Here is a 20,393-nt window from a genome sequence, read left to right as displayed (position 1 = left end):
ATTGATTTTATTTCATAAAAAAAACTATTTTTGATAAAGGTCAAAATAAACCCAATAATCTGTTTGCATAATAATTAGTCATTTTATTTTAATTTTATACTGAAACGTATGCTTAACCTGAAACATTTTTACAGTAGTGTGACTTTTTATATAGCCAATGATTTGAATTTTAAGAAATAAGTCTGATCGAATTAAGTAAGCTGCCATTTATACCGCCAATTATCTTTGACGGTATTACAGCAAAAGTACTATCAAGATTTACTTTGTTGGTGAGGATAAATCATCTAATTGTTTAATAAGTAGCAGTAACTGGCTAACCTCGTCTTGTTCTTTTAATGCTTCTTCGAAATAGGGGTGTAGAGCAAATCCTTGAGGCAAATTAGTCTTTGCATCAATTAATGCTCGCATACGCGGAATAAAGATCCATTGTAGCCATTCAAGCGCTTCCATAGTATCAATAGCAAAGGGTTCTTGACTTAAAAAGGCATCTGCTTTGGGCGGAGTTGTTTGCCATAACATACGTTTTTGCATCTCATCTTCAATTTGATTAAGTTGATTTATGGTTAACACTGTTTGCCTTTTCTCAGAGATCAAGTTTAGATAATATTGCCAGTTAAAATAAGGACCGGGATCGGTTTTACGTTCAGGTGCAATATCATTATGTCCAACGATATCGACAATAGAGTAGGATTGTTGCAATAATACAGTTACCGTAGCTAATTGTTGATACTGTTGTTCAGTAAAATCTTCGCTATCACATCCTTCTAATTCAATTCCAATAGAAAAATCATTACAATTTTCTTGTCCTTTGAATTGTGATTGACCTGCATGCCATGCACGTTTATCAAAAGGAACAAATTGTATGATTTCACCGTTACGACGAATAAAAAGATGGCTTGATACTTGTAATTGATAAATGGTTGCAAAATAGGGGTGTTTTTTAGGGTCAAGTTGTCCGGTGAAGAGTTGTTCAACATAAGGCCCACCATATTGATTAGGCGGTAAGCTAATATTGTGGATGACCAGTAATGAAATAGGTTTATCTATTGGGCGTTCATTATAAAAAGGTGAAATAACATGTTTTACATTTTGTAACCACCCGTTAATAATTTTAAAAGACATGCTGACTCCGACAATGTTAATCAATCTGTTTGCTTATTCGGTCTGAATATGCGATTTATCTCACAATGATATGTTAATTAAAGAAAGGCTTAAAATAACTTTTGTATCTTACTTTCCAGCCTATTAATGTCATTATTATTTCATTTTTTTATTTTGCTATAAAGTCACTTGTATTGAATCATTTATTCTATTTGTCGAGAAACTGTATGACTAATCAATCAGGATTTACTTTATTTGAACTTATGATAGCTATAATTGTTATTGCCATTTTAACTGCTATTGGTTTACCTGCTTATCAGGGGTATGTAAAAAAAGCAGCCATTACGGATATGTTACAAAGTATGACTTCTTATAAAACAGCCATTGAAATTTGTGCAATAGAGCAAGGTCTATTGGCCAATTGTAATGGTGGTAGTAACGGTATACCAGTATCGAAATCAAGTAATTATGTCTCCTCAATTACTGTGACAAAAGGTGTGATTACATTAGTTGGACGTAATGCTTTATTAGGATTAACAACGACTTTGACACCAACAATAAATACTATTAATGGTAATTTAGACTGGACACGTAACTGTGCAACATCGCCGGCTGATGATAGTTTAACCAGTGCTTGTGAAGAGATTTTTAAATTCTAATCAAATGGTGACATGAACAGGAATGCAATTTATGCAACAAGAACAACTGGTTGAGAGTATTAATCAATTACTACTAGATGCATTAGCGAAGCGCGCATCAGATATTCACTTTGAACCTTATCAACATAGCTATCGTATACGGATGCGGATTGATGGTGTATTGCAGGATATGACTTCACCACCTTTGACGTTAGCCAAACAGATAGCAGCCAGATTAAAGATTATGGCAAAGTTAAATATTGCGGAACAACGGTTACCACAAGACGGTCAACTCGTTATTGATCACTATGCCATGCGGATTTCAACACTACCGGTGATTAATGGGGAAAAAATTGTCTTACGCGTTATGGATAATCATGAAAGTCAACTTGCAATTACCGATTTAGGATTCACCGCACAAGATCTTACTACTTTTCAACAAATCTTAAATTACCCTCAAGGATTAATTTTAGTGACTGGACCGACTGGAAGTGGTAAGACAATGACTTTATACAGCGGACTGAAAATCCTAAATCAAACTGATCGCAATATTTGTAGTGTTGAAGATCCGATCGAAATTCCATTAGAAGGGATTAATCAAACACCGGTAAATCTTAAAGCAGGCTTAACTTTTTCGATAATATTACGCGCGTTTCTCAGACAAGATCCAGATATTATGATGATAGGTGAAATTCGAGATAAAGAAACCGCTGAAATTGCTATTCAAGCAGCTCAAACAGGACATTTGATATTATCTACCCTACATACTAATTCTAGTATTGAGGCAATAACCAGACTAAATCAAATGGGCATTGAAAATTACTTACTAGCATCGAGTATTAAATTGATCATAGCTCAACGTTTAGTGCGTAAACTTTGCCCTCATTGTAAAGTGGTGGCAAATGAACTCATTAAGCTTGAACAAGAAGTTATACCACATTTTATTGCTATGGGGTGTAATCACTGTATTGGTGGTTATCAAGGCAGGATTGGTTTGTATGAATTTTTAGTTATTACCCCAGAGATTCAACAACAGATATTAAATCATCAAGTTATCACGCCAATTAATATGATTTCATTGCAAAATGCCGGCAAAAATTTAGTTAAACAAGGGATGACTTCACTTGCTGAGTTACATCGAGTTTTAGGTGATTTCCGGTGAAAAGGCTCTATTATTGGTATGATCTCAACTTTACTCAGCATAAAATAATTGCAACTTCGGCGCTAAATGCTAAACATCAGTTATTATTACAAGGACAGTTTGCAATCAAAATCAAAGCGGGTAAGCCAATTACTGCCCGGAGTTTTAACAAAACAGAACTACTAATTGTCACTAAACAGCTAGCGACGATGTTAAAAGCTGGATTATCTATTGTTGATAGTTTGCAGTTACTAGTTGAAGAACATCCAAAACCTCATTGGCAATATCTTCTGGCTAAGATTAAACATCAAATAATCAAAGGTGATCCTTTATCACAAGTACTTAGCGAACATCATGCCATTTTCCCCTCACTTTATAGTGAAATTATTGCAATAGGTGAGCTGACTGGTCAACTTGATTTAAGCTTTGAACAGTTAGCGATCGAACTTGAAAAAGCGATACAGTTACAAAAACGTATAAAAAAAGCGATGCGTTACCCACTTTTTCTATTATCGGTATCCATAAGTGTTACGCTAATTATGTTACTATTTGTGTTACCTAAATTTTCAGATATATACCAGAGTTTCGATGCAGATTTACCTCAGTTTACGCAATTAATTATCAATTTTTCTCATTATTTACAAAATACATGGTTAGTTTGGTTCGCCATTATAATGGTCTGTTATCAGCTATATCGACGCTATTTACAGGTACGTTATCAAACTAGTATCGATGGGTGGGTGTTAAAATTACCGCTCATGGGTAGAGTTATACAAACAACGTGTTTGACGCAAATTTTCCAAACGATAACTATTACACAACGAGCAGGTATCCCACTAATTGCCGGTTTATCCGCGACGGCTAAAACTGTTTATAATAGCCATTATCGCAAAGGGATTTATCAGATGATAGCGGAGATAGAGCAAGGCCATAGTTTTAGTTATGTGCTTAATCAACAGCCACTTTTCCCCACTTTATGTAGTTTGTTAATTCGGGTCGGTGAGGAGTCAGGTACCTTAGATCTTATGTTGGGGAGACTTGCTGATTATTATCAAGAACAAAATCAAACATTAACCGATAATTTAGCTCAAGCTTTTGAGCCGTTATTAATGTTAGTTTTGGCGTTAATTATTGGTGGATTAATTGTGGCAATGTACCTACCTATTTTCCAACTAGGAGAGGTGATCCACTAATGATGACTGTTTTATTTATCTGTTTAGGGCTATGTTTTGGTAGTTTTATTCATGTCGCTTATTGCCGTTTTTCACCGTTACAAACACCAATTGAATATCTAAGAATAATCACTTTCAAACGATCGTTTTGTCCATGTTGTCAAACTAGATTAACCATTTGGCAATTAATTCCCATTATCTCTTGGCTAGTATTGAAAAGACGATGTTATTATTGTCATTGTAAAATCTCATATCTCTATCTTTTCTTTGAATTATTAATTGGGATATTATTTTGGGTAATTTTTCTTGATAAGGGAATTAATGGGCATAGTTTAATCCTAATGTTTCTCGCTTGTTATTTTTTGCTTTTGGCGCTGATTGATTTTAATTACTATTTACTTCCTGATTTTTTAACACAACCTTTAATGTGGACGGGAGTGATTTTTGCCTATTTTCAATGGCTTGATTTGACTTTAACATCGTCTTTATTCAGTATGTTGCTTGGTTATTTTTTATTAAAAATTCCAGCCTCGCTATTTTATTTCTTTACCAAAAAACATGGATTAGGGCAGGGAGATATAAAATTACTCGTTGCTATTAGTGCATGGCTTTCTTACGCTTTACTCCCGTTATTATTACTGTTGGCCTCAATATTCGGTATTATTTATTATCTATTTTTGCGGTATGTTTTAAACATTCGGGCTTTAACTGTCATCCCGTTTGGGCCGTTTTTATTAATTTCAGGGTATATATTCTGTTATTTTAATCAGCAAATCAATGATGCACTCTTATCAATTAACTATCTGTAAATTATAATAAAATCTAATCTTAACTAGATTTTATTATAATTGTTAAGTTAGCTTATAATCAAAATAAATAACAATAGCTTTAATAGTTATTTTTCTAAAGGTTAAAACAAGGGTATAGTGCATATTAAATAGAGTTAATTGTTACAAATAAAGTATTGAGTTAAGGAATAAATAATGAATACTATTGCTAGATTAAAAACAGATATGATCACATGGCGTCATCATATCCATGCTCATCCGGAAACCGCGTTTGAAGAAACCAATACCACTAAATTTATTATTGAGAAATTACAATCATTTGGCATTACTGAATTGTATACTGATTTTGCCCCAACAGGCGTTGTTGGCATTATAAAGGGTAATCAAGATGGACGATGGATAGCTTTACGTGCCGATATTGATGCATTAGATATTATAGAAGAAAATAAAATTGAGTACTGTTCAACTATTCACGGCAAAATGCATGCTTGTGGTCATGATGGGCATACAGCTATGTTACTTGGTACTGCCAAATATCTTGCTGAGCATCGCGATTTTGCTGGTACGGTTGTGGTTATTTTCCAACCAGCCGAAGAGAATGAAGGGGGTGGGCGAGTGATGGTGGAAAATGGTTTGTTCGATCGTTTCCCAATTGAAGCTGTATATGGTATTCACAATCAACCCAATATGCAATTAAACCATTTTTATATTACCCATGGCGCGATTATGGCCTCTTATGATGTCTTTGAAATTAAAATTACTGGTCTTGGTGCGCATGCGGCCGCTCCTCATTTGGGTAAAGATAGCATTCTGATTGCAGCACAAATCGTTACTGGTTTACAGAGTATTGTTAGTCGTAATACAGATCCGCTTAGTTCATTGGTTGTTAGTGTGACTCAAATCCATAGTGGTGATACTTGGAATGTGTTACCTCAACAAGCGGTTATTCGTGGTACGGTAAGAACCTTAAATTCACAAGTTCAAGATATGGCCGAAACTCGAATTAAACAGATTGCAACAGGAATTGCCTCAACATTTGAGGCCAAAGCTGAAATTGACTATCAACGTCGTTATCCAGCTACCATTAATTACCAAGCGCAAGCTGATATAGCAATTACTGCTGCTGAGAAAGTGGTCGGGCAAGATAGATTGATTATTGATCCGTTACCATCAATGGGTGCGGAAGATTTCGCTTTTATGTTGCAAAAAATACCAGGTGTATACGTTTGGTTAGGTGCTGGTGAAGGAGCTAATTTACATAATCCAGCTTATAATTTTAATGATGAAGTGTTAACTACCGGCGTTGAGTATTTTGTTGAAATAGTTAATCAAGAGTTGGGAAAATAAAACCATAATGACAGTAATAATTCATATTTTATTGTCATATAACAATAAAATATGAATAGATTAGGGTTAATGCAACGCATTTATTAATGAACTTAAATCACAATGATGATTAAATTTTTAATCTTCTATTTATTCATCAAATTGACATGTTAATTTTTATTTAATAAAGACCTATATTTAGGTAGCAGTTGGTTACTGTTGATCCACAATAAAAGATGATTCTTTGATACTCAACAGTAACCATACAAAAATATTTTTAGTCAGCTGAAATTTAATTTGCTGTCAGGTTGCCCTTTGATCCTAAAGAGTGTATTAATATCAATTCCATTATTAAGCACTACTTGTACGTAGATATCATTAGATTGATTGAGTTTTAGTGCGGCAAGAACTTGACCTCCTTCACGCCAATTGCCTTCAATAAGATATTCAAGACTATCACTAATAGACGGCAAAACATCACTTTTGCCAGCAAGTAAATAAAGTCCGCGTTTATTGGCTCCACGAAATTGAGCGCGTGCTACCATTTCTTGTCCACAGTAACAACCTTTATCAAAACTAATCGCATCATGATATTGTAAATTGCAAGCTTGAGGTAAAAGACTTTGCATATTCTCGGCGTCAATAATGGCATAACCTGCTTGTAAATCTAAACGGAGCCATTCACTACAAGGTAATAAATCATCAGTAAGGTCTTCAGGTGTCACCATAATAACTCTTACTTCTGGTAAAGGTAATTTGATATAAGTGATATTATTTGCAGTGAAACAATTTTTATCATCTAACTGGTTATATATCTCTTGTGGGATCAACTCTTTCGTTAATCCCTGCATATTTAGATTTTGTTCCATAGTGATATTTATTTTTGAAAACACAGCATATTTTTTTAACTCAGCTATCTGTTTTTCCGCAACACTTTTGCGCACAATATAATAGATATCTTGTCCCCGTCGGAAAAGTACTAAATTACTCCACATTTTACCTTTGGCATCACAATGTGCTGCAAATAGTGCTGATTGATCGGAAAGATCGTTCATATTTATGGTAACTTGTCCTTGTAAATATGTTTGATTGTCCTCACCGGATATTTTTACCAACTGCCAATCAGCAAGTGAAATTGGTTTCAAAAAGAGATTGTTCATCATAACTCCTTTTTTCTGGAATGACGTATTGTTATTACCGTTCCAGATTGCATTTAAATTCTTCTGAGTGTATATAAAAATATTAAAAATTACAATAAAATCAATAAACAATATTTCCCAATAGAAAAACCAATAAATTTTCTCTATTTTCGCTATTTTAAAAATTCTATTTTACCTTACAGTAGTAAAATAACTTAACACTTACCGTATTGAGTTCATTGATTTTGTGTATAAGTTCATGCAAAATGAATAATTAAATTACAAATCAGTAACATTGGAGGCTACAACCATGGCAAAGCTGTCAGGTGCAGAGATGGTTATTCAATCTTTGATTGACCAAGGAGTAAAACAAATATTTGGTTATCCGGGTGGTAGTGTACTTGATATTTATGATGCGATTCATACTATCGGGGGCATTGAACATATTTTAGTTCGCCATGAGCAAGCTGCGGTGCATATGGCTGATGGTTATGCAAGAGCAACAGGCGATGTCGGGGTTGTATTAGTGACATCTGGTCCGGGTGCTACTAATACCATTACAGGCATTGCTACCGCTTATATGGATTCAGTACCTTTAGTTGTCATATCAGGACAAGTGGCCAGTAATTTAATTGGTAATGATGCTTTCCAAGAGTGTGATATGGTTGGGATCTCTCGTCCGATTGTCAAACATAGTTTCTTGATCAAAGATAGCAAAGATATACCAGAAATTATCAAAAAAGCATTTTATATCGCCTCGACGGGCAGACCGGGACCGGTTGTTATTGATTTACCAAAAGATATAGTTAATCCTGCTAATAAATATAATTATCACTACCCTAAAACGGTTGCAATGCGTTCGTACAATCCAACCATTCAAGGTCATAAAGGACAAATTAAAAAAGCGTTAACTACTTTATTGGCAGCTAAAAAACCAGTACTTTTTATCGGTGGTGGAGTAATAAGCGCTCAGGCGAGTGATGAAGTTAAGCAATTAGCTGAAAAACTAAATTTACCTGTGACCTCTACATTAATGGGAATTAGTGCTTTTCCGGGAACCAATAAGCACTATTTGGGTATGATAGGCATGCACGGTGTGTATGAGGCTAATATGTCGATGCATAATGCCGATGTCATTTTTGCAATTGGGGCGCGTTTTGATGATAGAACTACCAATAATGTTGAAAAGTATTGTCCGAAAGCTAAAATCATTCATGTAGATATTGATCCTACCTCAATTTCCAAAACTATTTCGGCGACCATTCCTGTCGTGGGTGATGCGAAAGTTGTTGTCCAAACTATGTTATCTCAACTCGATGAATTAAACACCGAACGTGATTTGGATGCCCTTATTGATTGGTGGAAGCAAATTGAACACTGGCGCGCACGTCATTGCCTTGCTTATAGCCATGAAGGTGAAAGCATTAAACCACAAGAAGCAATTGAAGTATTATATAAGTTAACTAAAGGTGATGCATTTGTAACAACTGACGTTGGTCAACATCAGATGTTTACTGCACTTTATTATCCTTTTGATAAACCTCGTCACTTTATTACATCTGGTGGTTTAGGTACCATGGGATTTGGTTTTCCAGCCGCATTAGGTGTTAAGTTAGCCTTTCCTGAGCAACGAGTGGTTTGTGTAACTGGTGATGGTAGTATTCAGATGAATATCCAAGAGTTATCCACTGCATTGCAATATGGTTTACCTGTGTTAATTTTAAATCTAAATAATCGCTTTTTAGGAATGGTTAAGCAGTGGCAAGATATGATTTATGCAGGTCGACACTCCAGCTCTTATATGGAGTCTTTGCCTGATTTTGCCAAAATAGCTGAAGCTTATGGGCATATTGGTATGGTTATCGCAAAGCGCGAAGAGCTTGAAACTAAACTTAAACAGGCACTAGCGATTAAAGATCGCTTGGTTTTTGTTGATGTGATGACCGATGCAACAGAACATGTTTATCCAATGCAAGTCCGTGGTGGTTCAATGTGTGAAATGTGGCTTAGTAAAACGGAGAGAACCTAATGCGTTATATATTATCGATTTTAACTGAAAATGAACCGGGTGCTTTATCTCGAATTATTGGTTTATTTTCACAACGTGGTTTTAATATTGAAACGATAACCACCGCACAAACAGAAGATCCAACCATGCACCGAATGACTATTCAAACAACCGGTGATGAACATGTACTTGAGCAGATTCAAAAACAGCTACATAAACTAGTTAATGTTTATCGTGTACATGATTTAACAGAAGGACCTCATGTTGAACGTGAAATTATGTTGGTCAAAGTTGCCGCTAAAGGATCGGATGCGCGCGATGAAGTTAAACGCTGTGCAGATATTTTTAGAGGATCAATTGTCGATGTTACCGCTACACAATATATCGTTCAATTATCTGGAACAAGTGAAAAGCTTGATTCTTTTTTATCATCTATTCGTGAAACCTGTGACATTATAGAGATTGTACGTTCAGGTATTATTGGTTTATCAAGAAGTGAAAAAACCGTTAAATAGAAAAACTCGTATCTAAAATTGGCGCATTATGCGCCAATATTTTACTCAAAGAGTTATTTGATAAACACTAATCACTAAAAGAAATAATGACACAACAATACATTAATAATGATGATATTAACCGTATAGCGATAAAATAAGAAAGATAGACTAAGCAATCTGATTATAATAAACATGTTGAGGATGTTTATTTAAATGATTCAGGGAAACAGAATGTAATAAAAATGGATCAGATTTTTAATGTTGACCAATCCTATGTACTGAGTAAAACATCGAATTATGAAGTATTAGGCGATCGGCAAGCAACCGACTTAGAATCGAACAATAGAAATAAAAAAAAGAGTGGTCTGCTCACCGCTATTTTGTTAGCAACAACAATTGGGCTTTTTGTTATCTATTGGCATAGAGCTGAAACTTCAATTTTAATATTGATGGGCATTAGTTGTTTAGTTACCAGTTTTTGTTATTGGCATAAACCTCAATGTAATCGTGCTAATGTAATTCATATCAAGGCTAGAATTAAAAATAAAAATTCGCTTAAACACCAAATTACAATTGGTGAAGATCTAATTGTAAATTATCCTCCTCATTGGCAGTCATTTATTCCTGAAAAAACATTGGATAGTGAAGAAATGGATGTTACTTTGAGCGACAGAAGGTTGCTTTGTTATGGCAATTTATCAATCAGTAGTGATATAGAACAATTTGGCGCTGCAAAATATATCATACGAAATTTAATCCTTTTTATAGTGGGATTAGTTTCATCTATTATTATCTTTCAGTTATCGAATATTGTTTATAGTGACCTATTTTCTTATTACCCTTTTAATAATAAAGTCAATGTTTGGCATTTTGATGATGCAGTCACACTTAAAAACAGTGCTATTCAAAAAGGGGATTTGATCAATATAAACATGAGTGGGGCTTCATACAAAGCCAATTACAATGATTATTTAGATGAATCAGACATAGTTTATATTAATAATCGACCAGTAAATGAGGCAGAACTTGTAAAAGTTGATTTGATGATGATCAAAAAATTATTTGATAATAATTTAATTAAAACCAAGCGCGATGATGCAGTTGTGCAACGAGAAACACAGTTAAAAAATGAAATAAAAGAGAAAATTAAGTATGATCGTCGTTTTCAGCAAGACTATGATTATGTCGATCATAGTTTGATTAAATTATTGAATATCAATGAGTTGATTTCCGTCGTTGATGAGAGTTGTAAACTATTTGAAAAAGATCAACCCTATTACCTGAAAAAATTTTTAATGGAAACTTTATTACCTTCCGGAAAAAGAATAGATAAATGGGAGGATATGGTTAAATATAGTCAACAGCATCCTGATTATGAAGAAATTGTTAATGCGTATCGGGTAGAAAATATAGTCAATTTAATTAATTCTTTACAAGAATCTGTACTAAATTACTATATCGATCAATTGAACATGGAATTGGAGAATTATCAGTTTTCGCAACAAAGTGTATCTTTAGCGTTGGCAAATAATAAAAAAATAACGATAATCCAGCCTGATGCTGATAATAATATTGTCGGTATGATGATCATAAATCGCTATTATAATGCGTTGAAAGGTATTGGTGGTAAAATTAATATTGCAGGTTTAGTTGATGATATTGTTTATGAGGATAATAAATCAGTTTCAAAACTAATCATAAATGATGATCCACTTTTTAATAAAAATAATGCAAATTTAGTCTCGTTAGCATCTCCTATATTAATTAGTGTATTGCTTTTTGTTATTACTACTTTAATTGCTTTTTCGAACGGTGTGATTTTATGTTGGAAGCTAATTGCCAATTTGCATCGAAAAAATAGGATTACTACTGCATATGCAAACCAATGAATATGATTGATCATGCATAGAATAAACAAAGTTAAATAAAATTTATTAATTAATTGGAGCTACAGTAATTTTTTAATTATTATCATAATCAAAAACAATAAATTAGATATATAAGGGAATAAGGAAATAATATGGATTTATATTTAATCTTCAAAATTATTCTAATCGGCTTTGCCATATTATCTTGGATCGGTTTCAAAACTGATCGAAGTGAAAATAAACAAAATTTAAATGAACTCATTGATGATGATGAATCAATAAGAGAATTAACGTCCACTGAGGTGTTACTTTTAGAACCTTATTTAACTAATAAAGAATCCGTATTTCCATATAAACATCAATCTTCATTAGTTAATATCAATGTATCGATAATAACGGGAGCTTGTACTCGCCATAGTTTGTATTCTGATAGTGAAGAGACTTCTTTTTATTATAAAATCAATGGGATAGAGGTGTTTTTCCCATATAATATGGAACGTTATCTTGCAGAAACTAATGTTGCAGAGGTCGTTTTCACCGAAAGATATGCTATTATTGTCAATATTAATGACTATGATTTACAAACCGCCGCAGATAGTGTTGACGATGAAAAACAAATTGAGGAAGATTGGCTAGCAGGTCGCTCAAACTCCTTTATCAATATTAAAGATGAAACAACTGATACAATTACAGGTTCATCACTAACATCTGAAAAATATAAAAAACGTAATTATGAAATTATTGAACAGCGAGAAGAAACGCCATTAGAATCGGCTATTAGAACTAAGCATAATACAGGCTGGCTTGCAGTACTATTTTTGATATTAGCGGTAACTTTTTTTGTCAGGTATTGGTGTTATGACGGAGCCCAAATAATCATAATGGCTTTTGCTTTCCTATTCTTGAGTTTGTTTTGTTGTTGGCATAAACCAAAATCCGAAATATATAACGTCAATCGCGTTCGGGGAACAATCGACGATAATAATATTGTGGATTGTCAAATTATAGTCGGTGATACTCTGGTTTTTAAATACCCTGAGCATTGGCGGTTATTTTTACCGGAAAATACTACAGCAGACGTTGAGATGGATGTTTCGCTGGATGATAATAAACTCCTACGTTATGGTTATTCATTATCAATAGGCCGAGAAGTAGAGCAGTTTGGTCCACCAAAGTTTTTAAAACGAAACTTTTTACTATTTTTCACAGGGCTTATTTTATCAGGTGTAGTGCTTTATGTGTCCAATGTAATGGATAATGCATTATTCTCTTATCGAATCATCAATGAAACAGTAAATACCATAAATATTAACGATACAACTTTATTAAAAAATGGTTCATTGCAGAAGGGTGATTTAGTCAACATACAACTAAATGGTGCGTCATGTGATGTTACTCACTCTGATAATTATGATCAATGCCAAAAAATTATTATCAATACTCAACCAACCACTGATGCAAATTTTAGTGTAAAAGCGATACCAAATTGGATGATAGATTTATTCGATGAAAATTTGGTTGAAACTGTAGATGATATGTCAGTTAAGTATGCTCAACAGAGTTTAAAATCAGAGTTGAAATTATTGAATGAACTATATAGAACGCATGGTAATTATAATCGTTATAGCGAAAATGTTAAATTAACTAAATTATTACATGTAGGACATTTAATTACGGTCGTCAATGAAAGTTGTAAGGCATCAGATATCGATGAATGTAAATTTATTAAAAGATTTTTATTGAAATTGATAACAACAGATACATTCTCTGAGGAAAATTGGTCTGCTGTGGTTGAATATGGTCATAAATTCCCTGAGTTTGACTCGCTGGTTGTTTTTTTTCAAACTGGAGATTTAACTTCAAGCATCAGAGAACTAAGGGCTAAATTGTTAGCTAAACAAATTGAGCAACTCAAACCAGTTGTAGCGAGTTATCAAAAAAATGAATCTAAATTGGGTTTAACGGTAGTGAATAACCAAGATGCCTCAATAATCACACTGACTAATGATATCGGTGATATAAGTAAAGAGATATTACCATTAATTTATTATTACAATACGCTATCAGGGAAAGGAGGAAATATTCATATTACTGGTTTAGTGACTGACTTTGATTATCATGATGATAATTCGATTTCAACTGTAACTATCAATGCAGATCCTCATTTTAGTATGAATAAAGATGAATTAACCTCATTTACTTCACCCATAATAATTAATATAGTGTTTTTTGCTGTTATAGTATTAATCACTTTATGGAATGGATTGATGTTCTTTTGGAAACTCCTAGCTAATCGTCGCAGGTATAAAAATATTATCGTTAGTTATGCGAACCTGATAATATAAGCGTTAATCTAGGATTAACTATTTCTATTAAATTCAGCTGGCAAGCAAATAATGTTAAACATTAATGATGCTAGCCAGCTTTAATTAAACATTGGTTAAAAGTAATTATTCAATTGAGAGCTAAATGGGTTTGTGTTAAACTACTGTCCCGTCTGATTCATCGAATATTGTGTTAGTTTTCTGATTAAAAAACGATGCAATATTATTCTAATAAATTAATAATGGTCTGGTATTAATGGTCACAAATTATATTTTTGTTACAGGCGGTGTCGTTTCTTCTTTGGGTAAAGGCATTGCCGCAGCATCACTAGCTGCAATTTTAGAAGCCCGCAATTTAAAAGTCACCATGTTAAAACTTGATCCCTATATTAATGTCGATCCGGGTACAATGAGTCCAATTCAACATGGTGAAGTTTTTGTCACAGAAGATGGGGCAGAAACTGATCTTGATTTAGGGCATTATGAGCGTTTTATTCGCACTAAAATGACCCGAAAAAATAATTTTACCACTGGACGTATTTATTCTGACGTTTTACGTAAAGAGCGTCGTGGCGACTATCTAGGGGCAACGGTTCAAGTCATTCCGCATATCACTAATGCGATTAAATCTCGTGTTATTGATGGAGCCAAAGGTTTTGATGTTGCTATCATTGAAGTTGGCGGTACAGTAGGTGATATTGAATCCTTACCGTTTTTAGAAGCTATTCGTCAGTTAGCTGTTGATGTTGGTCGTGAACATACACTATTTATGCATTTAACCTTAGTCCCTTATTTGGCTTCTGCTGGAGAAGTGAAAACCAAACCAACGCAACATTCTGTTAAAGAGTTACTCTCAATTGGTATCCAACCTGATGTGTTAATTTGCCGTTCTGATCGTATTATTCCGGCCAATGAGAGAGCGAAAATCGCACTATTTTGTAATGTACCAGAACGTGCGGTTATTTCATTAAAAGATGTGGATTCAATTTATAAAATCCCTGCATTGTTAAAATCACAAAATTTAGATACTTTTGTTTGCAATCGATTCCACCTTGATTGTGTCGAAGCTGATCTATCTGAATGGGAACAAGTGATTTACGAAGAGGCCAATCCAGTTGGTGAAGTCACGATTGGTATGGTGGGTAAATATATTGCCTTACCGGATGCATATAAATCAGTAAATGAAGCATTAAAACATGGTGGCTTAAAAAATCGCTTAACCGTACACATCCGCTATATTGATTCAGAAGATCTTGAATCACGAGGTACTGAATTACTACAAGGTTTAGACGCGATTTTAATTCCAGGTGGATTTGGTTATCGCGGTGTTGAAGGTAAAATTATCGCTGCGCGTTATGCTCGCGAAAATAAAATCCCTTATTTAGGTATTTGTCTTGGCTTACAGGTGGCTATGATTGAGTATGCACGCAACGTAGCGGGTATTAAAGATGCTAATTCAACTGAATTTGTTAAAGATTGTGCTAATCCTGTTATAGCTTTAATTACGGAATGGAGTGATGAGTCTGGTCAAGTCGTTCAACGTAATGAAAATAGCGATCTTGGTGGTACTATGCGATTAGGTTCACAAATTTGTCACTTAGAACCTAATTCATTGGTAGCGGATATGTATAAGAAAGAGTCGATTACTGAACGTCATCGCCACCGCTACGAAGTCAACAATAATTTATTACCAGAAATTGTGAGAGCAGGATTAAAAGTAACTGGGCTTTCAACTGACAGGAAATTAGTTGAAATTATAGAGATTCCAGATCATCCTTGGTTTGTTGCTTGTCAATTCCATCCGGAATTTACTTCAACTCCGCGAGATGGGCATCCACTGTTTAGTAGTTTTATTAAAGCAGCGAGAACCTATCAACAGCAACAACAGAAATAGTTTTATATATCTTTAGTTACTATCTGTCATATAGAGGAAAATAACATGGCAAAAATCGTTAAAGTACATGGTCGTGAAGTAATCGACTCTCGTGGTAACCCAACAGTTGAAGCAGAAGTTCATCTTGAGGGTGGTTTTGTTGGCCTAGCAATCGTTCCGTCTGGCGCGTCAACAGGTTCACGTGAAGCATTAGAACTTCGCGATGGCGATAAATCTCGCTTTTTAGGCAAGGGTGTATTAAAAGCTGTTGAAAACGTTAATGGTCCAATTGCTAAAGCTGTTTTAGGGAAAGATGCATTAGATCAAGCTGCTATCGACCAAATCATGCTTGATTTAGATGGTACTGATTTTAAATCTAACTTAGGTGCTAACTCAATTCTTGCTGTATCTCTAGCTAATGCTAAAGCAGCAGCTGCTGCTAAAGGTGTGCCACTTTATCAACACATTGCAGATTTAAATGGTACTCCAGGTCAATACTCTATGCCATTACCTATGATGAACATCATCAATGGTGGTGAACATGCTGACAACAACATCGACTTACAAGAATTTATGATTCAACCAGTTGGTGCTAAAACTGTACGCGAAGCAATCCGTATTGGTTCTGAAGTGTTCCATAACTTAGCTAAAGTATTACATGCTAAAGGAATGAACACTGCCGTTGGTGATGAAGGTGGTTTTGCGCCAAACTTAGGTTCAAATGCTGAAGCACTTGAATGCATTAAAGAAGCAGTAGAAAAAGCGGGTTATGTATTAGGTAAGGACATTACTTTAGCGATGGACTGTGCCGCTTCCGAATTCTATAACAAAGAAACTGGTAAATATGTGTTAAAAGGTGAAGGTAATAAAGAATTCACTGCTCAAGAATTTACTCATTATTTAGAAGGTTTAACTGAACAATATCCAATCGTATCTATCGAAGATGGTTTAGATGAAAGTGATTGGGAAGGTTGGGCATACCAAACTAAAGCATTAGGTCACAAAATCCAATTAGTGGGTGACGATCTATTTGTTACTAATACCAAAATCTTCAAACAAGGTATTGAAAAAGGTATTGCTAACTCTATCTTAGTTAAAGTAAACCAAATTGGTACATTAACTGAATCTATCGCAGCGGTTAAAATGGCGAAAGATGCAGGTTATACTGCAGTTATTTCTCACCGTTCTGGTGAAACTGAAGATTCAACTATTGCTGATTTAGCTGTTGGTTTAGCTGCTGGTCAAATCAAAACAGGTTCTATGAGCCGTTCTGACCGTATTGCTAAATACAATCAATTGATCCGTATTGAAGAAGCTTTAGGTTCAAAAGCACCTTTTAACGGTCTAAAAGAAGTTAAAGGTCAATAATTAGTTGTAATAAACTAGTTAATCTTGAATAAAAACGGTGGATGAGTTCACCGTTTTTTATTTTCACTAAATTTAACATCACATTATATAAGTAAGGTTGCGCTGATTTATATTGTGTTGTACTCTTAATTCCTATTTTTGTGACTGATATTTTTAATATTAAACTCAAATTTATTAATTTAGTCATCATATAATTTTTTATAGTTTAACTAACTCGATTTAATTTAATCTGCTTATGAATAACATTACGAATATGTCTCAGCCAAAAAGTAAATGGCAACTATTTAACTGGCTCTGTACAGGTAAACTCCCGCTAAATGAACTATGGCTTAAAGCGACTTATCGTTATAAGTTCTTTCTAAGAACCTTGTTTTTAAAACCAATTACCCTTAAATGGCTAGATAAATTAAGACAGTACCCACTGCTTGGTTACTATTTTTCAAGTCAAACTAATTTACCTTGTAAATTACAACGCCCCTATCTGTCTTCATGCTTAACTCAAAACGAGCGATTTGCTGCATTAGCTTATCATTATGATTTTTTATCACAGCAACCAGACAGTATGAGTAGAGCGTTTTATGATCCTGATACTCCTTTTGTTCTGGCAAATATGACTGTTAAAAATGAAGCAAATATCCAAATAGCTATCCAAGCTCGCAATAAATTTGCGCGAGAAGGGGAGATAAGCCTCTATTTTTATGACAATGATGGTATTGATTTAGCTACATTGACTTTTACAATCACCCAGTACCAACAAAAACCGACTCTATTTATCGCCGGATTGCAAGGTACGGGTCACGATGATGCTAAAACGCGCGTACAAAAAGCCACAAAAGAGTGTTACGGACTTTTTCCTAAACGTGTGGCGTTAGAAGCCGCATTAACCATTGCGCGCTATTTTAAGTTATCGCAAATTGTAGCAGTGGGTAATAAAACGCACATTTACAATAATTGGCGTTATACTAGTCGTCAAGAACGTATTCTTTCTGATTATGACGATTTTTGGTTAACTGTCGACGGTAAACAAGATTCAAAAGGTCTATTTATTTTACCAAATGAAATCCATCGTAAATCAATTGAAGAAATAGCGAGTAAAAAACGTTCGGAATATCGCAATCGTTATGCTTTATTGGATAAATTAAGCTTTGAAATTGAAACACATTTAGCATCTTTAAAATAATAATACTCAGCAATATATATGCAAAGTGTATATATTGCTGTTGTTTGTAAAATCATATATTTGTTTCATCTAAGAGACTAACTATAAGTAGTATGTGAAATTTAAACTATCGATTTTGTCTAAAACTTTTCCAAAAAATGAAAAATGATATATTAAAAATAACATTGTCAGGTAGGGAATAAAATATGTATTTTGGTATTCTAATTGCACTGGTTCCTTTGTGTTTAGGCTACTTAATTAAACTCAAAGATAAAAAATGGATAGCAAAAATCAACCAATCCCTTAGTTGGATGGTGTACTTTATTCTCTTTATTATGGGGGCATCACTCGCTCACTTAGATAATTTAATTGCCAACTTACAAAATATCATATTTTATACCTGCATTATTTTTGTCTGTTCTTTTGGTTGTAATTTTATTTTTTTAGTATTGGTCGATCTATTTCTGCCTTGGCGATTGACTCATACCAGCCAAACTTATGAATCACGTTTTAAAATGATCCTTGAATCATTGCGAGTTTGTATTGCACTAATACTAGGTTTTCTTGCGGGATTATTACCCCTTTTTATTTGGCAATATACTGAAAATATCTCTGAAGTCGTATTAGTCTTTTTATTATTATTAATAGGCATTCAGTTACGAAGTAATAACATTTCAATCAAACAAATATTATTAAATAAAGTTGGTATAGCAACTACAATATTAGTTGTTATTACGACGTTTTTAGGTGGCTTAATTGCAGCACTGATTTTGGCGTTACCTATACGTGTTGGATTAGCTATGTCATCGGGATTTGGTTGGTATTCATTATCAGGTATTTTGATGACCGAGGCACAGGGTCCTATTATTGGAAGTGCTACGTTTCTTAATGATATTTTACGCGAATTATTCGCCATTATTTTAATTCCAACCCTTATTAAACGCTATAAATTAACTGCACTTGGATTATGTGGCGCAACTTCAATGGATTTCACCTTACCGATGTTGCAAAAAGGCGCCGGAGTCAGCATTGTACCAGCAGCTATCGTTCAAGGATTTTTACTTACACTATTAATGCCAATTCTTATGACGCTGTTTAATTATGGAATGCTATAGTTGCTTGATGATAATTGTTGTTAACACTATTCATTCTTCTTTATTTAACTCAAGATTAGTGTGTTTTTGTTCTAATCTATTGTTAGCTAAATAGTATCATGATTCTTGAATTAAGCCCGTCAAGGAAAAATAAAACGGTATAGACTCCTGAATATTTTTTACAAAATATGTATCAAATTATATACAAACCAACTTGTTATAACTCAGTTAGTCGCTATATGTAGTGTCAAAAGAAAAATAAAACGGTATAGACTCCTGAATATTTTTTACAAAATATGTATCAAGTTATATACAAACCAACCCGTTATAATTCAGTTAGTCGCTATATGTAACGTCAAAAGAAAAATAAAACGGTATAGACTCCTGAATATTTTTTACAAAATATGTATCAAATTATATACAAACCAACCCGTTATAACTCTGTTAGGCGCTATATGTAACGTCAAAAGAAAAATAAAACGGTATAGACTCCTGAATATTTTTTACAAAATATGTATCATATTATATATAAACAAATCCAGTTATCACTCTCTTAGATGTTGAATTCAGGTTGGATTTTATACTAAAACGTATAGCTAACCTAAAATATTTTTACAAAATATACTCAGTTATATATAAAGGGTGCTAGTAAAAAATAATTAATTCTTTTATACTTATTCGCGCTACCGCATAGGTAGTTTAGAAATTTTATAGGTGGCGCCATCGCTTTTACGGCGCGTCACTACCGAATAGGTAGTTTATAAATATGAAATTTTTTCTAATGTTTATAATAATTACCGCCGAGTAGGCGGTTTTTTTATTTGCTAATTTTTTTAATTAATGTTTGATTATTAGTCATATTCCTATGAAATTTTCTTAAAAATCAAAATTGTTGAC

General features: G+C 33.8%; 15 protein-coding genes and 1 pseudogene. 13 read left to right on the top strand and 3 right to left on the bottom strand.

Annotated elements, in window-relative coordinates; all coding sequences use genetic code 11:
• Positions 1-258: 258 nt before the first annotated feature.
• Positions 259-570 carry a YqcC family protein gene (locus A9G11_RS14765; RefSeq protein ID WP_442902971.1) on the bottom strand — a complete coding sequence of 104 codons (312 nt, stop codon included), beginning with the start codon at positions 568-570 and terminating at the stop codon, positions 259-261.
• A gap of 6 nt (positions 571-576) precedes the next feature.
• Positions 577-1,122 (bottom strand): annotated as a pseudogene (ampD, locus tag A9G11_RS14760) (1,6-anhydro-N-acetylmuramyl-L-alanine amidase AmpD); the annotation flags it as partial.
• 206 nt (positions 1,123-1,328) lie between these two features.
• Between ampD and ppdD the strand changes: the two are divergent.
• The 5 genes from ppdD to A9G11_RS05780 all read left to right on the top strand — a co-directional run bounded on the left by ppdD (position 1,329) and on the right by A9G11_RS05780 (position 6,187).
• Positions 1,329-1,760, top strand: a complete 432-nt coding sequence (ppdD, locus tag A9G11_RS05800; RefSeq protein ID WP_065618557.1) for a prepilin peptidase-dependent pilin — start codon at positions 1,329-1,331, stop codon at positions 1,758-1,760.
• 31 nt (positions 1,761-1,791) lie between these two features.
• Entirely contained in the window at positions 1,792-2,901 is a 1,110-nt protein-coding gene (locus A9G11_RS05795) for an ATPase, T2SS/T4P/T4SS family (protein WP_065618556.1), read from the top strand.
• Positions 2,898-4,073, top strand: coding sequence for a protein transport protein HofC (hofC, locus tag A9G11_RS05790; protein WP_065618555.1), 1,176 nt, complete (start codon positions 2,898-2,900; stop codon positions 4,071-4,073). The genes A9G11_RS05795 and hofC overlap by 4 nt, the downstream gene beginning before the upstream one ends.
• Positions 4,073-4,861, top strand: coding sequence for a prepilin peptidase (locus tag A9G11_RS05785; protein ID WP_065618554.1), 789 nt, complete (start codon positions 4,073-4,075; stop codon positions 4,859-4,861). Before hofC ends, A9G11_RS05785 begins: the two co-directional genes overlap by 1 nt.
• Positions 4,862-5,035: 174 nt before the next feature.
• Positions 5,036-6,187, top strand: coding sequence for a M20 aminoacylase family protein (locus A9G11_RS05780; RefSeq protein ID WP_065618553.1), 1,152 nt, complete (start codon positions 5,036-5,038; stop codon positions 6,185-6,187).
• 260 nt (positions 6,188-6,447) lie between these two features.
• Here A9G11_RS05780 and ygfZ read toward each other — a convergent pair whose 3' ends face one another.
• The gene (gene ygfZ / locus A9G11_RS05775; RefSeq protein ID WP_176701241.1) at positions 6,448-7,326 is read right to left on the bottom strand and encodes a tRNA-modifying protein YgfZ; all 879 of its coding nucleotides are present in this window, start codon (positions 7,324-7,326) and stop codon (positions 6,448-6,450) included.
• A 289-nt stretch (positions 7,327-7,615) separates the two neighbouring features.
• On the opposite strand from ygfZ, the gene ilvI reads away from it, so the two are divergent.
• The 8 genes from ilvI (at position 7,616) to A9G11_RS05735 (ending at position 19,517) form a co-directional block, all read left to right on the top strand.
• A complete protein-coding gene (gene ilvI / locus A9G11_RS05770) occupies positions 7,616-9,334 on the top strand; it encodes an acetolactate synthase 3 large subunit (RefSeq protein WP_065618551.1) in 1,719 nt (572 codons plus the stop codon).
• Positions 9,334-9,828 (top strand): acetolactate synthase small subunit, encoded by a 495-nt coding sequence (gene ilvN / locus A9G11_RS05765; RefSeq protein WP_065618550.1) that lies wholly within the window; start codon positions 9,334-9,336, stop codon positions 9,826-9,828. Before ilvI ends, ilvN begins: the two co-directional genes overlap by 1 nt.
• 224 nt (positions 9,829-10,052) lie before the next feature.
• A complete protein-coding gene (locus tag A9G11_RS05760; protein WP_065618549.1) occupies positions 10,053-11,699 on the top strand; it encodes a hypothetical protein in 1,647 nt (548 codons plus the stop codon).
• 131 nt (positions 11,700-11,830) lie between these two features.
• Entirely contained in the window at positions 11,831-14,023 is a 2,193-nt protein-coding gene (locus tag A9G11_RS05755) for an IgaA/UmoB family intracellular growth attenuator (protein ID WP_065618548.1), read from the top strand.
• Positions 14,024-14,258: 235 nt separating this feature from the next.
• Complete coding sequence (pyrG, locus tag A9G11_RS05750) at positions 14,259-15,896, top strand: glutamine hydrolyzing CTP synthase (protein ID WP_065618547.1); 1,638 nt, start codon at positions 14,259-14,261, stop codon at positions 15,894-15,896.
• A gap of 45 nt (positions 15,897-15,941) precedes the next feature.
• Positions 15,942-17,243, top strand: coding sequence for a phosphopyruvate hydratase (gene eno / locus A9G11_RS05745; protein ID WP_065618546.1), 1,302 nt, complete (start codon positions 15,942-15,944; stop codon positions 17,241-17,243).
• 253 nt (positions 17,244-17,496) lie between these two features.
• Complete coding sequence (locus A9G11_RS05740) at positions 17,497-18,423, top strand: VirK/YbjX family protein (protein ID WP_176701240.1); 927 nt, start codon at positions 17,497-17,499, stop codon at positions 18,421-18,423.
• A gap of 185 nt (positions 18,424-18,608) precedes the next feature.
• Complete coding sequence (locus A9G11_RS05735) at positions 18,609-19,517, top strand: lysine exporter LysO family protein (protein WP_065618544.1); 909 nt, start codon at positions 18,609-18,611, stop codon at positions 19,515-19,517.
• Positions 19,518-20,393 lie beyond the last annotated feature (876 nt).

Source organism: Gilliamella sp. wkB108, from assembly GCF_001690195.1.
Taxonomy (GTDB): domain Bacteria; phylum Pseudomonadota; class Gammaproteobacteria; order Enterobacterales; family Orbaceae; genus Gilliamella; species Gilliamella apicola_L.
This window is presented reverse-complemented; position numbering and strand designations above follow the sequence as displayed.